Genomic DNA, 15047 nt, shown 5'->3' with positions numbered 1-15047 from the left:
TGAATATTTTGGAAAGATTTGTTACCTATCCAATCCACCGCTTGGGACTAAGAAGTGAATTTTCGAGGCCTGTCAAACGTCCGGCTGCTGGGTCCCTTGGACAACCTCGCGCTGACATGATCCATTTGCCCCAGCTTTCCGGTCTCCGCAAGTGATTTTTGGAATTTTTAATCAAAAAAAGTTAATCAATCGTATGAATGACAAGCTTTTGATCTACAATGTATTGACCTATCATACAGCCAGCATCAAGTAGTCTGCCATTTCCAGAGAATCGGCACTTCGATATCCGGATGAATGCTCTGGTGCACTGGGCAAGCCAGCGCGGCAGCCTCGAGAGCTTTGCGGGCAGGGTGATCGTCCGGTAAGGGAACCTCGATGCTGACCTCGAGTTTGGAAATACGCCGTGGTAGCTCTGTCGACATGTGTTTGCCCACCTTGATGTTCAAGCCCTCGAGTTCCAGCCCTTTACGCTCTGCGACGATGCCCATGATGGTGGCCATGCAGCTTCCCAGGGCGGTGGCCACGAGATCGGTGGGAGAAAACGATTCCCCTTTGCCGTTGTTATCGACGGGAGCATCGGTGGAGACTTGGACAGCGGACGGCCCGTGGGTGTTTTGGCAGCGCAGCCCACCTTCGTAGTTGATATTGATTTCGACCATGGATTTAGTTGTTTTCGTTCAATTCGTATAGTTCGGTTTCGGTTTCCGGTTCCTCGGGTTGCGGAGGTGTCTTTACCAATGCCACCCTGAATCCGTAAAGGTTGCTTCGTTTTTTCGGTTCGATGATGTTTCGGTGGGTGACATAAAGGTGTTCTTTCTGCCAGCTGTTCCAGCCCCCTCCGCGAAGAACGCCATAGTCACCCTGCCCGTTGTAATCGTCCATCACCCACTCGTGGGCGTTGCCCGCCAGGTCGTAAACCCCGAATTCATTCGATGGGAACGAGCCAACCGGTGAGGTTTTTTCAAAGCCGTCGTCGTAGTTGAGCAATGTTCGGTCACGCCGGATATCCACAGCCTGGCTCGCCGTTTGGTCGGCGAGATTGCCGACTAGAAATCCGGCCCTCTCCGGAGGCCATGAACGGCCCCAAGGGAACAAGCCCACTTGACGCAACTCGCGCTGGGCAGGCAAATCATGAAGCCCGTCCTCAAGCCCGGCAACATAACTCCACTCCCAGTCGGTCAACAAGCGATACCGATCATCGTTGGTGATTCGCTCTTGTTTGCGTTCTCGTTCGGTGAGCCACTCACAGAAGCCCATGGCATCCTGGCGCGACACCTGCACCACCGGGTGGTTTGGGCTTTGATCAAATCCAGCGGCCGGCGGCTTGTTTGCCTTGGTCTCTTTAACATACGTTTGGTAATCAGAGACTCGGGTCTCCCAAGCGGAAACCATTAGATTTTTATATACAGGCACCAATCGCATCCCGAGACTATTCTCCCAGTTGGCATCAAAGACCACGCTGTTGTTTCGCTGCAGGTTCACCCTAATTTGCTCATGCGCCCAGTCTTTGAGTTCAACCGTCTGAGTGGATCTCCTGAATCCTTCCAACACCAAACTCAACTCCACCTTGCCAGGTTTGATTCGGCCAATAACAGGCATTGGGGTCACGCCTTTGTAAACGCCATTAACCAGAACACTCGCCCCCTCCGGCTCCGAATGAACCGCCATGCTGGCAAAGGCGATATTCTTCACCATACACTGGAACGGCCGGAATTGTTCCTTTTTTGCCTTATCCGTCATCGAGGCGGCGGAAAAACTCTGATCCATTTTCGGCGAAATATACTGATCTACATCGAGGTAGCCCTCATCGACTGCCTGCTGCGTCTGCCAGCGGCAATACGCTTCAGCCTGTTCCCGCTGAACCAAAATAATCCGTCGCTTCAGACCACTTTCACTGTGGTCAATCACCTCGGCCCCGGTTTCTTTTCCCAGGTGTTTTTCATATCTCCGCCATTGGAACAAACGAACATAACCTTCGCTGATGTGGTAACCGTCCATCGGTTGGTAATGAATACCAAAGTTATCCACCCACTCTTGTCCGGGCTCCGGAGGAGCATAAATCGACATCTCCGGACGAACGACCGTGGTCTCACCCGCTTTGACCAAAACCTCCTCACGTACGGTTCGGTATCCCTCCATACGAAACTCAAAGGCATAGCTACGTCCAGCCTTCATGCGCATGATCTTCAACTGAGTGAACCCGAGAAACTCACCGTTGCCATCGTAAACTTCAACATCTTCCAAATCGCTGGTGATTTTTACAAAGCCATACTTTTCAGGTTGAACTTCATCATCCACAACTTGGTCTCCACCACCCCACTGCGGTTGGAACCAGGGAACATGATCCCGTAAAACCCAACCCACTAATATCAAGCCGGCAACTATCGGCACCACGGTCAAAACCGACCACTTTCGCCGACGGCGAATCCGCTTTCCGCGTTGCAATCGCCTCAAAGCATCCGCCAATTCCTCAGCCGAAGTGACCGTACGCTTGCTCAACCTCGGTTCGCAAATATCACAAATCACCTGATTGAGCGCCAGCCAGCGCTTGCGATTCGCCGATTCAGGCAATTCATCCGGCAACTCGGGAAATTGAAGGCGGTCCTTGCCCGTTGCCATCTCATAGAGCACCTTGCCCAGGCCGTAAACATCTGCCTGCGCCGATCCCGGTCCCTCGGGTGGAACAAAGCCCTCGGTCCCCACAAACGTTCGCTGCCCGCGGGCTGCAACCAGTCCAATATCCGCCAATTTCGCTTTACCCCCGACAAAGATAATATTCGACGGCTTGATATCGCGATGAGCGAGTCCCTTTTTATGCAGATGCAGCAGGGCTTCGGACAGGCGAACTCCCACATCGATGACAAAATCAGGATCCAAAGGCGTGCCTGCACCATTTCTCAAATCGGTCAGCAGGTTCCGGGCCTCATATTCAACCGGGTTGATTTCCTGTCCGGTATCAATATCGTCCCCGAGTTCCATCACATAGTAATAAAACTCGCCTTCCACCTCACTGCGCCCGACGTGAAGGATATTCACCAGACCGGGGTGATCCCTCGAAATCGGCTCATACTTGAGAATCCCCTCGAACTCGCGCTCAAATCCCCGCTCGTCTTCAAAGTCTTCGCGACGAACCACCTTGACGGCACGCATCGCGCCAGTCACCCCCTGGGCCAACCACACTTCGCCATAGGAGCCACCACCAATCTTGCGCAGCACCTTGTGATCCGGAATCTCCGGCTCTGGACGAACCTTACCCCTCATCTTCGTTCAGACGGGCGAGCTCCTTTTTGAGGATCTTTCCTACCCGGTGCTTTGCCAAATACACCTGCGACATACTCACGCCAAGGTGGGCTTTCACCCGGTCCGCATCCCACTCCCGGATGACATAACAATCAAAGATCTGGTATTGTTTGGGAGAGACCTGCGCCTTAACCCGCGCTAGCGCGGCATCCGCCAGGTTCTTTTTCCATTCCACTTCCCACAAGCGCTCAAGGGTGCCACTTTTGGTATCCTCCACACTGTCGATCACCGAAGTCTTCCGGCCTTCCTCACCCCACTCGCTGATACTCATCGCCGTGTCCTTTTTACGTTTACGGAACTGATCGTTGATCCGCCAACGGGTCATATTCATCAGCCAGGACTTGAATGAGCCCTTGTCCGGATCATACATGTTTTTCTTACTCTGCTTGGCAATCGAAATAATGGTCTCCTGAACAACGTCGAATGCCTCTTCCGAACGCAATCCGGCTTTCATGGCCACCGAGTAAATCAGTTTCCAATAGGTTTTGTAAAAATCATCCCACGTCCGCTGATCCTCCCAGTTATCCAGTCTGGCAATCAAACTCTTCCGGGTATGCGCATACGCTGCTTCCATCTTGGCGTCTTCGCCGTTTTCGCCGTTTTCTTCTGATTCTTCAGCCATCGTGCTGTTCATATACCATAGCTACGCAGCCAATCCACCCGCAATTATCACAGTTTTTAAGATAATTTACGTCAGCTAAGCGATTCCTACCCACCGGGGGCGTTCCAAACAAGCCTCAGCGTCCTTTTCGCCCCGGCCGATCGTCGTCGATTTTAAGCTTTCGGTAGGCTTCGACCTCGGAAAAAAGAGCCTTCAACGCCGGGCTATTCGGAGCCTCGCCGCTGTATAAAGACAAAAACAGCATCCTTTCCTCATCGCTGACCCACTTTTTAGCATCATAATCGAAGGTCGCCAGATCCTTGACCATACCGTGTTTTCCACGCATCCCTCCGGTCCGGTCAAAATAGCCATTCGGACAATCAATCCAAAACACCTCGACCTCGGTGCTCTCCGCAGCCCCGGCACGACGCACAAGGATATTACGCCATTTGAAATCGTCATGATAAAAACGCCGATCATGAATTTTCTTCAGGCTGGAAGCCAAAGAAACGTAGAGATTTCGCCGGATTGCCTTTCTCTGCTCCTCATCCGGGACCGTTTCCCTCAAAGCCGGCACAAAATCATCCAATTGCTGTGTCCCGGTCAATTCACGGGTGATCAACATGCAGTTTCGCGCAATCCCAAAGCAATTGCGATACACCCCTTGCAGCACGGGTTCACAACATGGAATCCCCAGTTCTTTGAACCACTTCAAATTGGCAATTTCCGACTGAGAACGGGTCGGTTTGAATATCCGGGAAAGAGCACGTCTCAAGCGCCGGTAACCATAAAGTTTAAAATACACGACGACCTTTTCGCCATCGCTTCCGCTCAACTCCTTACACGCCACTTTGGAGCGCCGACGTTGATGCTTCCCAAGCGGATAGCCAAAATACTCGCTGAGGCTCTCGAATGGCCGCTCCGGATCAACAAAAGACAAAAGCCCTTCGTTTCCCGGTTCGACCTTGATCGTGCCACGCATGCGCATCGTTTAGGGCAAGCAGGCTGAATCGTCCAGCCTAAGAATGACCAACACTAAGCTGAGGTCAGACAATAGGCGGCCAGGCATCACCCAGCCCCCTTCGGATCTGGAACCCAAGCTCATTGAAGGTCGAGACTTGAGGCATCAAGAGACGACGTCTCCTGACCGGATCTAGGAATCCAGCTCGAGTGCCGCCTTCTGGGCTGCCGTTTTGGCTTCCCCCTTGTGAGCGTGGTCCGCATCCGTGAGACGCATGCCCACAGGCTTGGAAACCCCGAAATCTTCCATGGTCACCCCGTAAATCACATCGGCACGATGCATCGTACGTTTGCTGTGGGTCACGATAATGAACTGGCTCTTATCAATAAAGTTATCCAGCACCTTGAGGAATCGACCGATGTTCGCTTCATCCAAAGGAGCATCCAACTCATCCAGCACACAGAAGGGGCTGGGCTTGATTTGGAAGATCGAAAAGAGCAAGGCCACGGCGGTCATCGAGCGTTCACCACCGGACAGCAGGCTGATCGACTGCAGTTTTTTCCCGGGAGGTTTGGCAATGATATCAATACCACTTTCAAGCGGATCATCTTCATCGATGAGGACCAGATTGGCCTTGGCCTTTTCGCCAAAGAGAATCTTGAACATGCCTTTAAAGTTCTTGGTCACCTGATTGAATGTCTCTGAGAAGCGAGCTTTGGTTTCGATATTGATCCGTTCGATCACACCAATCAGTTCCGTCTTGGAATTCACCAGATCATCATGCTGGTTGCGCAGGTTGTTATGCAAATCTTCCAATTCGTCGTATTCTTCAATGGCATCCAGGTTGACCGGTCCCATCGAATCGAGCTTGCGTTTCAGGTCGATCACAATCTTTTCCAACAACTCCCAGTCGGGTCCGGACTCGCCCGGAAGCGCCTGCTCCGATTCTTCTGATTCGTCCGGCACTTTGACATGGGAAACATAGCTCCGGCCCTCCTTCTCGGCGCGGCGCATTTCCTGACGATCATAGGATTTCGCCCGCTCTTGCAGACAGGCTAACAGAGCATGAGCATCCGGCCGGAAATGTTCGATTTCGATCTGATGCCGCTCCATGACGGTTTCGGTCAGGTTTTCCAGACGTAAGCCGATTTTTGTGGCGGCTACTTCTTCGCGTCCTTTTTGTTCGATGATTTTTGCCACCTCATGCCGGAGTTCGGATAGTCCCCGCTCGCTGACTTCGATCGCCTGATGCAGTTGCCCGCGGCTCGCCGACGTAGTTTCCAACAACTCCTCCAGGTCCCGGGCCTCAGCGCGATGGGTCTCGATCGTTTCCGCCAGCTGTTGATTTTCAGCCAGTGCCTTTTCCATCCGCTCTAGGAACCCGGCAATTTCCTCGTCCCTCCGCATGCTGATCGACCGCAGCTCCTCCAGGCGAGCAGCCATTGGCGAGCGCTGGGCTTCGGCCGCTTCAAATGCCTGACGCTCAACCGCGAGGCTGGTTCTAAATTCCTGCAATTCAAATGCAGCTTCACTCTCCCGCCGACTGGCTTCCTCGAGTTCGCCAACCAAACGAATCTGGTCGGACTCAAGCTGCTCAAAACGAACCCGGGCAGATTCGAGATCGCCCTGCAAGTTTTCCAGGCCGTTGTTCGCACTGGCGTCCCGTTCATTGATATCATTTTGCTCCCACTCCACACTGGAGATCTTACTCTCGAGCGATTCCACTTCGCGGCTTGCGAGACTGAGTTGTCCCTTCAACGTGGACTCCTCCACATGGGCTTTCTGCACTCTCTCGCGTGCGGCCTCGGTGGCTTCCCGTTGTTCTGTCAGTTGTTGCTCCAGACGTGAGAGAGCCACCCGGGCTTCTTCATCGGCAGTTTCCAACTCACGAACTTCGGCATCGAGTTCACGCACTTCATTCTGGCGCTCCAGCACCGAACTCTGACCTCCTTTCCCCAATCCTCCACGCACAACACCATCCGGCGTGCACAACTCACCACGCATGGTGACCAAGGTCACACCGCGCAGGTCCTTGCGCATTTCCATCGCCGTGGATAAGTCCGAGACAATCAATACATTTTCGAGCAAGCTCTCGATCACCGATGCCACTTTCGGATCAAACTTCACCCGGTCCATGGCCCAGGTTTCGGCCCCGTCCGGCAAGGTCATCATCTGGCTCTCGGCGGCAGCCGCCACAAAATCTTCGGAGATGATCGCAGCTTCACCCAGTTTTTTCTCGGTCAGACGGTCGATGATCGCCTGGGTATAAGAGCTGTCACTCACCAATACTGCCTGCAGGTGAGACCCCAGAGCAGCCTCGACCGGCAAGGTAAATTCTTTTTCTACTTCGATCAAGCCGGCCAAAACACCGCGCACACCGTTGTTAAAAAATTCAGGTTCATCCAACCCTTTGAGCACCGACTGGGTCCCCTTTTCAAACCCTTCGCCGCTGTCTACCAACTGACGCAAGACATCCAGGCGAGATGACGCCCGGGCCAACTCCTTGTGAGCCGATGTTGCACGATCCCGGGTGGCATCCAGATCACCCCGGGTGTGCTGGAACGTCCGCTCTGCCACCTCCTTTTCTTCTTCCAGTGCCTTCAGCTTGTCTTGACGCTTTTCAAGCTCGGAGGCAATTTTCCCCCGCTCCAACGCAGCTTCCTCGTGTTCGGTCTGAAGTCGGTCATGTTCTTCAGACAGCTTGCGAGAGCGCTCGCGGCTGTTCTCCATCTGGGAAAGCGAACTTTCAATTTTTGCCTGGCTTGCTGCTATCACCGACTGAGTAGTATTCGCCTCGCCACGCAGGCTACGTAATATGCCGTCTTTTTCCTCGCGCTCCGAACGCAGACCTGCAACCCGCGATTCGAGCTCGGATAATTGTGCCTGCTTCGATTCAATCCGCTCAGTCAACTCGATCAAAAGTTTTTCCGATTCTTCATAATCCGACTGCTGCTGGTCGAGTTTACCTCGGGCTTCTTCGATTTCTTGCTGGTTTTGGCTCACCCGTCCCTGCAGCTCAGAGTGGTTTTCCTGGTTAAATGCCATCCGGCTCTCAGACGCACTCGCGGCATTGGTGTGGTGATTCAGTTGCTGACGAATCTCAGACAGCTCGGCCTCGAGTCTCTGTGCCGCATCCCGGGCTTCCACAACAGCCTGCTCTTTTTCGGGTAAGCCAACCTCCAGCTCGGTTTCACGCACCTCCAATGAGTGAATCGAGTTCTCCAACTCGGACAACTCGGCTTTGTATTCGGTGCATTTTTTATGGCTGAAGTGGGTGTCTAAAATGGTAACATCCTTGGCTAGCTCTTGGTAACGACGGGCCTTGGAAACCTGACGCTTCAGTGAGTTCATCCGCCGCTCCTGTTCCGCCAGAACGTCGGACACCCTCAGAAGGTTCACTTCCGTGTACTCCAACTTGCGAAGCGCCTCTTTCTTTTCCTTCTTGAACTTCGTGATCCCCGCAGCCTCCTCAAAGACCATCCGGCGGTCTTCCGGCTTGGAGCTCAGCAACATATCGATTTTACCCTGCTCCATGATCGAGTAAGACGTCCGACCAATACCGGTATCCATAAACATCTCATGAATATCACGTAAGCGACACAAGGTGTTGTTGATCCGATATTCCGACTTCCCATCACGGAACACGCGGCGTGTGATTGCCACTTCGTTATAATCGATTTTGAGAATTTCCTCACAGTCGGCCAGCGTCATCGTCACCTCAGCCATACTCAAGGCTGCCCGGGCACGACTGGTTCCGCTTTTGTCCGTGCCGTTGAAAATGACATCCGCCATCTCTCCACCACGCAAGGCCTTGGCCGAGGTCTCCCCCAAGACCCAACGGATCGCATCCACCACGTTGGACTTCCCACAACCATTCGGCCCCACAATGCCAGTCACCCCGTTTGGATGAAATTCAAACTTGGTCTTGTCTGCAAACGATTTGAAACCGTGGAGTTCGAGAGATTTGAGATACATAACGTGGATCAGAGTTCAGGGATTATTAACGAGGGGGAAGGCGGGACGTCGATGTCTGGACATGACGTCTCGCGCTAAACCACTATAGTCAAGAACAGACAGCGACCAAGTGAAATCGATCAAAAACAGCATATGTTGTATTATACAGGCAAACATATAGCATATATTGTATATATCAGCACTTAAGAAAAGTGAAACAATTAGCTAACCCAGATGACCCCCCACCCGTGGGGCGAACACACTCGGCTCTTGCGCACGGCGACAATCACAAGTAGGCATGGGTATGCGTTTGCAACACCAGTGGCTTGGACAAAACATCGATTACCAACAAGGGCTCGATCTCCAAAACCAGTGTGTCCAGAACATCATCGATGGTAAAACCGGCAATCAACTGCTGAATCTGGAACACAGCCCGGTCTACACCATCGGCCGCACGCGTGACCGGTCTTCACTGGGGAATCAAACATCCCATCTCCCCCACCCGGTTGTTGAAATCAGTCGAGGCGGCCAGGCCACCTACCATGGCCCCGGCCAACTGACAGGTTACCCGATCATCGACCTGCACCCACTGGGCAACGATTTGCATGCTTACATCCGGGGGCTCGAAGAAGCGCTGATCCGGACGTGTTCCGAGTTTAATGTGGTGGCAGGGCGACGCGAGGGGCTGACCGGTGTCTGGGTCGAAAACCGTAAGCTGGCGTCCATCGGAGTTGGTGTGCGCAAGTGGATTGCCCTGCACGGCTACGCCATCAATATCACCCGTGAAAGCCTGAACGGATTTTTTGCCATCACGCCATGTGGAATCGATGGCGTACAAATGACCTGTTTGGAAAATGAATGCGGCACCGATGTCGATGTTCGGGCATTTGCAGACAAGCTTCTCCCGCATTTGGAGTCGGTTCTGGCAGAAATGCAGCAAGCCAGAGAAACGTCCGCGACGAAGTGATCGATTAGATCGTGACAGGCTAAAGCATTGCTTCGCGCATCCGATCCGCTATATCAGCGTCTGCCATGAAAGGTCTGATTCTTAAAATCGATTGCCCGGACCAACACGGGATCGTCGCCAAAATTGCATCGTATATCGCAGATTACGCCGGCAACTTGATTGAGCTTTCCCAATTCACCGATGAACAATATGGCAAATTTTTTGCCCGGGTGGAAATTGATACCAGCGACCTGACCGTAGATACCGAGGACTTCATCAGTGGCTTTCGCACCTTGGGAAAATCTCTTTCAGCCAACTGGGATTTCCGTCACTACCCGTATAAAATGCGCACGGCTGTGCTGGTGACCAACACCAACCACTGCCTCAATGAAATCCTCTGGCGCACCCAACTTGGGGAAATGCCCGTCGAAATCACCTCAATCATCGGCAACCGTGACACCTGCCAAAGCATCGCAGAAAAAGCGGAAGTCCCCTTCCATCTGGTCGACATGGACGGCGACGCCACAAAGAAAGAAGCCGGGTTCCAACAGATCCGCCAAATTCTCATCGACGAACAAGTGGAACTCACGGTGCTTGCCCGCTTCATGCAGATCCTTCCCGACTGGTTTTGTCAGGAACTTGGAGGAAAAATCATCAACATCCACCATTCCTTTCTTCCCGCGTTCATCGGAGCCAACCCCTACCGTCAAGCCTACGAGCGCGGGGTCAAGCTGATCGGAGCCACCTGCCATTACGTGACCAGCGAGCTCGATGCCGGCCCGATTATTGAGCAAGAGGTCAAGCGGGTTCAACACTTTCACACGCCTCAGGACCTGATGCGTCTCGGGCGTGATTGCGAACGTATCGCGCTGGCTCGAGGGATCCGCTACCACGTCAACGACCGAACGATCATCCACCGCAACCGGGCGATTGTCTTTCCGGATTAAACCGGAATAAACGGAACGATGTCCCGGAAGAGGTCGATGATCTGGCTGACGATACGATCTAAGGAAGTTTCAGCATTTTCTTTCCATCGGCTACCATCTTACCTGTCATCTTGACCGATCCAGCCCCATTGCCGATTGCACCTGTAAGCTTCACATCCGCTTCGACCTTCATTTTGAGGTCTTCAAAGTAATCCAGTGAACGCAGAACGGTGACCGTGCCCTTCAACTTCATTTTCATCCCCTGGTCCAGCTCGGAAACCATCTCCAAGTCTGCACTCAAGACGGCACAACGCATCCCTTCGAATTCTTCAACCGATTGAAACGTAAGCTTAATGGTTCCCTCGGAATCGCCATCGGCAACATCAAACGCCGACAGTTTTGCGATATCCACTTCCCAGGTGTCTCCAATTTTGCGAGGAGCCGCACCATACATCTCGGCTCCTTCTTCGGTGTTCTGTGACTTTACCAGCTTGTCTATTTTCTTCTGTATTTCTTCAGTTGGCTCGCCCTCTTTCAGCTTCGCCGACCAAACTCCCTGATCATCCTTCGAAAGCACCACAGATTTCCCCTGCATGGGCTTGGTCAAAGTTTGCTCCGGTTCCTCTTTCCCATCCATTTCAGACTTTTTGATCTCCTGATCTTTCTCGAAAAACAAGGTGCGCTGGCTCTCACTGTCATAAGTCGTAACCTCGACCGTTTCACCTTTGCTCTCCATGGTTCCCTTGCTCACTTGCCCCATCATAGCAACTTCCAGCCGAGCATCCTTCATCATGTTCACGCTGGATTCCGTAATCACCGTGCCCACCGGCAAGGAATACCCTTCCTTATACAAAACATAACTCTGGTCTTTTTCTTCAACTTCGGGCGCCGCTCCGCCCTGACCCGTTGAGGTCTTCTTACACGAGGGAAAACAAAGCAATGCAAGTCCCGAGGTCACGGCAATCATCGTTTTTATGTACATAGTGCCGATGAGCCTATGCCATGACACCCTGAATGCGCAAGGTCCAGCCTGCTAGACCCCACGCATTTCTTGCTTTTACGAAGACGATTGATTGATGGCGTAACGAATCGCCAGCAAGCGAACCACCGCGGTTGCCACGGTGGCAATGGCAATACACCACTGCTGACCTAAGCCGACCGATTGCAAGCCCATCAGCAACAAACTGCCGCCAAGAGCTGCGGTGGCGTAGATTTCTTTTCGGAAAATCAAAGGGACCTCATTCCGCAAGACATCCCGAATCACGCCACCAAAAGTGGCTGTGATCACGCCCAAACCTGCAGCCGCCCACCAGGATAAGCCATGATCCAGAGCGATGTCCGTCCCAATACACACAAAGATTCCCAGCCCCAAGGCATCCAACACAGAAACCTCACGACTAAACATATCCCAAAGAGAGGGAAAAAATCGAGCAAACAAGGTTCCTACTGCAGCAACGATAAGGTACACAGGCTGGGTGAATAAAAACGGAGGAACGTCACCAATCAAGATACTGCGCAAGGTGCCTCCTCCACATGACGTTACCAGCGCCATGATATAGATCCCCCAAAAATCCATACTTTTCTGACGTCCGGCCAACGCCCCGGAAATGGCAAAAATAAAAACCCCCGCAATGTCCCAATAAAAAAGCATGGCAAAATCAATGAAGCTTCAAGTTCTTCACACATCGCTGGTGTGACGTTCGGAGCCTCTCTAGGCAGAGCGCTTCCAATTGTCGAGCCCCTTTGTATTAAGATCGCCGCCCGATCTGCACAGCTCGAATGACAGCCATGGGTAGTATGGAAATACCGGCAGCCAACAAGGCGATTTTCCACCCTGGATAGACCCGTGCTTTATCCGCTCGAAGAGCTCGGATCGACTCCGCAACCACCACCTCAGGCTCGGTGTAAAACCCCTCCCGTGACGGAATGCCATCGGCGTCCGTCATCCGCATCGCCACTTTACCAAAACCAGTATGCACCGGTCCGGGACATACCGCTAAAACCGGGATATCAAAATCCCGCAACTCCATACGCAGGGCTTCCGAAAAGCTTGTGACATAAGCCTTGGTCGCGGCATAAACCGTAAAATCGGGAATTGGCAAGGCACTCGCCAGAGAACTGACATTGATGATATTGCCCCGACCACTCGCAATCATCGCCGGAAGCACCCCGTGGCAAAGGTGGGTCAAGGCGGTTACGTTTACCTGCAACATGGCATCAAGCTTCGGCCATTCGGCAGAAGAAAACTCACCATAATCCCCCATGCCGGCATTGTTCACCAACAAATCTGGAACCAGTTTTTTCTGTTCCATCCACGCGAATAAGGAATGCCGATCCGCCTCAAGCGTCAAATCCACATTCAAACAATGCACCACCAGGCCGGGCCAGCACTGACGCAAATCCTCAGCCAATTGATGCAAAAGATCCTCGCGGCGGGCCACGAGGATCATTGATTCACATGCCGGGGCAAGCTGGCGGGCGTATTCCACGCCGAGCCCCGACGACGCACCTGTAACCAGAGCACATTGGTAAGCCAGATCGGCCGATGGCGAGGTTACAGGGGCAGTCATATTGAAATTAGCAGCTTAGGCTGGTTGTCCCTGCTGTTGGTCTACTTTGACAATGCGCAATGGCAGTCGCTGCACAAGCTCGTCATCGATGCTGATATCGATGGAGTAGAATCCGTCCTCAGGGAACTTGAGTCCCTGCAGGTTCAGCACCAGGTTACGCGTCATAAAGGGCACGTTATCAGGCAACTCAACAGGCATATCGGCGTCGATCGGCATGTTTTTATCAAGTGAGTTTCCATCGGCATCGATGATGTTTACAGAAAACTTGTGTTGGCCGTTGTCCTCAGGGGTAATGCAAAGGCGAAGAGCAAGACAGCACTGTGGGTGAACCACGGGCAATGCCTGGGCTGCGAGAGTGTCAAAAGTTCCGGAAAGAACCATCTTGCCGTTGTAGTCGGCAGCGAAGTCACAAAGAGTAGCAATTTGAATATCCATTTTAAAAATGCCTCGATTATTAGAATTGGGCAGAGGTTTTCTGCACCGAAATCCCCGGCGAGTCCACCTAGAAAATGAAGAATTGCAGACAGCAGCCCGATAAGTGCCTCGTCTGATGACAATGCGGGCGTCTCCGGGGATCGATCCCTTATTCTTCAGCGAGCTTTTTCTTTAATTCCTTCACCTCGGCAATCAGCTTCGGCAGACGGGCAAGATTGGCCTGTTTTTTGAGCTCTTCCCTCATGGGCCGAGCGGGCATCCCCATGTAGACCACACCGCCATCCAGATCCTTGATCGCCCCGGTCCGCCCCGTCAGGGTAGCCTTATCTCCAATTTTAAGATGCCCGGCCGCCCCGGCCTGACCGGCCATCGTCACGTAATTCCCCACCTGCGTGCTACCTGAGATCCCCACCTGGGAAACAATCAGGCAATGTTTGCCCATGCGCACATTGTGCCCGATTTGCACCTGATTATCAATTTTACAACCTTCTCCGATGATGGTTTTTCCAAACCGGGCTCGGTCGATCGTGCTGTTGGCTCCAATTTCGACATCCTTTTCCAAAACCACAATCCCAACCTGGTCGATCTTTTCATGTCTGCCGTCGACCAATTGGTATCCGTATCCATCGGATCCGATGACGCAACCAGGTTGCAAAACCACTTGGTCCTTCAACACGCAGCGCTCCCGCACCGTGCAGTTGGCATGCAACAGGCAGTTTTCTCCGATTTCCACACCGGCACCAATAACGACGCCACAACCGATTTCCGTTCCGTCACCAATGGAAACGCCGTGCTCAATCACAGCACCCGCCTTGACGCTCACTTGATCAGGATCAAAAGAAACGCCCTCGGCGACATAGGCAGTGGGATGCACCCCAGGGGAAAAAGCTGAAGCCGAAGACACAAAATGCTTGATGACCTCACCAAATACCAAGGTCGGATTCTCCACTTCAATCAATGCCGCCCCTTCCGGGTATTCGGGAACCCCGGCGGGAATCAATACCACGCCCGCGCTGGTGTTGATAAAATCCTGATAGTATTTCTCATTACCTAGAAATGAGACCTCGTCTTCCCCGGCCTCATCCAATGCGGCCATTCCTTTGAATACCGTTGTGTTTCCTGATCGGATCAAGGTTCCTCCGGTGAGGCCGACTATATCATCTAGGCTTAAGTGCATCATAAGTGAATGGGCTGAGACCCATGGAAATACGAGCCAGCGCCCCGCTAGGCAAGCACTATCCTATAGGAATCCACTTCCAGCCAGCCAGTAGGCACCAAGCATGCTTGCCACCTTGTCCCGATCCCAGCTTGCATACCTCAGGACTTGCTGCACCTTTATTCCATTATCCCCGAT

Annotated in this window: 12 protein-coding genes; 2 read left to right on the top strand and 10 right to left on the bottom strand. The window is 52.8% G+C overall.

Going from position 1 to position 15047, the window contains the following annotated elements; all coding sequences use genetic code 11:
- Positions 1-245 precede the first annotated feature (245 nt).
- From HW115_RS00635 to smc, 5 genes are all read right to left on the bottom strand, one after another.
- The gene (locus tag HW115_RS00635) at positions 246-659 is read right to left on the bottom strand and encodes an OsmC family protein (protein WP_178930645.1); all 414 of its coding nucleotides are present in this window, start codon (positions 657-659) and stop codon (positions 246-248) included.
- Between the two features lie 4 nt (positions 660-663).
- Entirely contained in the window at positions 664-3261 is a 2598-nt protein-coding gene (locus HW115_RS00630; RefSeq protein ID WP_178930644.1) for a bifunctional serine/threonine-protein kinase/formylglycine-generating enzyme family protein, read from the bottom strand.
- Complete coding sequence (locus tag HW115_RS00625; protein ID WP_178930643.1) at positions 3251-3922, bottom strand: sigma-70 family RNA polymerase sigma factor; 672 nt, start codon at positions 3920-3922, stop codon at positions 3251-3253. The genes HW115_RS00630 and HW115_RS00625 overlap by 11 nt, the downstream gene beginning before the upstream one ends.
- A 115-nt stretch (positions 3923-4037) precedes the next feature.
- Entirely contained in the window at positions 4038-4883 is an 846-nt protein-coding gene (locus tag HW115_RS00620) for a lipopolysaccharide kinase InaA family protein (RefSeq protein WP_178930642.1), read from the bottom strand.
- Between the two features lie 171 nt (positions 4884-5054).
- On the bottom strand, positions 5055-8837 hold the full coding sequence (gene smc, locus HW115_RS00615; RefSeq protein WP_178930641.1) for a chromosome segregation protein SMC: 3783 nt from the start codon (positions 8835-8837) through the stop codon (positions 5055-5057).
- A gap of 283 nt (positions 8838-9120) precedes the next feature.
- Between smc and lipB the strand changes: the two genes are divergently transcribed.
- Entirely contained in the window at positions 9121-9783 is a 663-nt protein-coding gene (lipB, locus tag HW115_RS00610; RefSeq protein WP_178930640.1) for a lipoyl(octanoyl) transferase LipB, read from the top strand.
- A gap of 65 nt (positions 9784-9848) precedes the next feature.
- A complete protein-coding gene (gene purU, locus HW115_RS00605) occupies positions 9849-10709 on the top strand; it encodes a formyltetrahydrofolate deformylase (protein ID WP_178930639.1) in 861 nt (286 codons plus the stop codon).
- A 58-nt stretch (positions 10710-10767) separates the two neighbouring features.
- Here the strand turns inward: purU and HW115_RS00600 are convergent, their stop codons facing one another.
- The 5 genes from HW115_RS00600 to lpxD all read right to left on the bottom strand — a co-directional run bounded on the left by HW115_RS00600 (position 10768) and on the right by lpxD (position 14873).
- The gene (locus HW115_RS00600) at positions 10768-11670 is read right to left on the bottom strand and encodes a hypothetical protein (RefSeq protein WP_227021194.1); all 903 of its coding nucleotides are present in this window, start codon (positions 11668-11670) and stop codon (positions 10768-10770) included.
- Positions 11671-11745: 75 nt separating this feature from the next.
- The gene (locus tag HW115_RS00595; protein ID WP_178930637.1) at positions 11746-12339 is read right to left on the bottom strand and encodes a trimeric intracellular cation channel family protein; all 594 of its coding nucleotides are present in this window, start codon (positions 12337-12339) and stop codon (positions 11746-11748) included.
- Between the two features lie 97 nt (positions 12340-12436).
- Positions 12437-13258, bottom strand: a complete 822-nt coding sequence (locus tag HW115_RS00590) for an SDR family NAD(P)-dependent oxidoreductase (protein WP_227021193.1) — start codon at positions 13256-13258, stop codon at positions 12437-12439.
- 15 nt (positions 13259-13273) lie between these two features.
- Positions 13274-13693, bottom strand: a complete 420-nt coding sequence (locus tag HW115_RS00585; protein ID WP_178930636.1) for a DUF6941 family protein — start codon at positions 13691-13693, stop codon at positions 13274-13276.
- A 148-nt stretch (positions 13694-13841) separates the two neighbouring features.
- Positions 13842-14873: a UDP-3-O-(3-hydroxymyristoyl)glucosamine N-acyltransferase gene (gene lpxD, locus HW115_RS00580; protein ID WP_178930635.1), complete on the bottom strand. Its 1032-nt coding sequence runs from the start codon at positions 14871-14873 to the stop codon at positions 13842-13844.
- Positions 14874-15047: the final 174 nt, after the last annotated feature.

Source organism: Oceaniferula marina, from assembly GCF_013391475.1.
GTDB lineage: Bacteria > Verrucomicrobiota > Verrucomicrobiia > Verrucomicrobiales > Akkermansiaceae > Oceaniferula > Oceaniferula marina.
This window is presented reverse-complemented; position numbering and strand designations above follow the sequence as displayed.

What these genes read in the sequence shown, in the direction of transcription:
- smc (WP_178930641.1), bottom strand. Translation starts at nt 8,837, where the DNA reads ATGTATCTCAAATCTCTCGAACTCCACGGTTTCAAATCGTTTGCAGAC.
- HW115_RS00630 (WP_178930644.1), bottom strand. Translation starts at nt 3,261, where the DNA reads ATGAGGGGTAAGGTTCGTCCAGAGCCGGAGATTCCGGATCACAAGGTG.
- HW115_RS00620 (WP_178930642.1), bottom strand. Translation starts at nt 4,883, where the DNA reads ATGCGTGGCACGATCAAGGTCGAACCGGGAAACGAAGGGCTTTTGTCT.
- HW115_RS00635 (WP_178930645.1), bottom strand. Translation starts at nt 659, where the DNA reads ATGGTCGAAATCAATATCAACTACGAAGGTGGGCTGCGCTGCCAAAAC.
- lpxD (WP_178930635.1), bottom strand. Translation starts at nt 14,873, where the DNA reads ATGATGCACTTAAGCCTAGATGATATAGTCGGCCTCACCGGAGGAACC.
- purU (WP_178930639.1), top strand. Translation starts at nt 9,849, where the DNA reads ATGAAAGGTCTGATTCTTAAAATCGATTGCCCGGACCAACACGGGATC.
- HW115_RS00600 (WP_227021194.1), bottom strand. Translation starts at nt 11,670, where the DNA reads ATGTACATAAAAACGATGATTGCCGTGACCTCGGGACTTGCATTGCTT.
- HW115_RS00585 (WP_178930636.1), bottom strand. Translation starts at nt 13,693, where the DNA reads ATGGATATTCAAATTGCTACTCTTTGTGACTTCGCTGCCGACTACAAC.
- HW115_RS00590 (WP_227021193.1), bottom strand. Translation starts at nt 13,258, where the DNA reads ATGACTGCCCCTGTAACCTCGCCATCGGCCGATCTGGCTTACCAATGT.
- lipB (WP_178930640.1), top strand. Translation starts at nt 9,121, where the DNA reads ATGCGTTTGCAACACCAGTGGCTTGGACAAAACATCGATTACCAACAA.
- HW115_RS00625 (WP_178930643.1), bottom strand. Translation starts at nt 3,922, where the DNA reads ATGGCTGAAGAATCAGAAGAAAACGGCGAAAACGGCGAAGACGCCAAG.
- HW115_RS00595 (WP_178930637.1), bottom strand. Translation starts at nt 12,339, where the DNA reads ATGCTTTTTTATTGGGACATTGCGGGGGTTTTTATTTTTGCCATTTCC.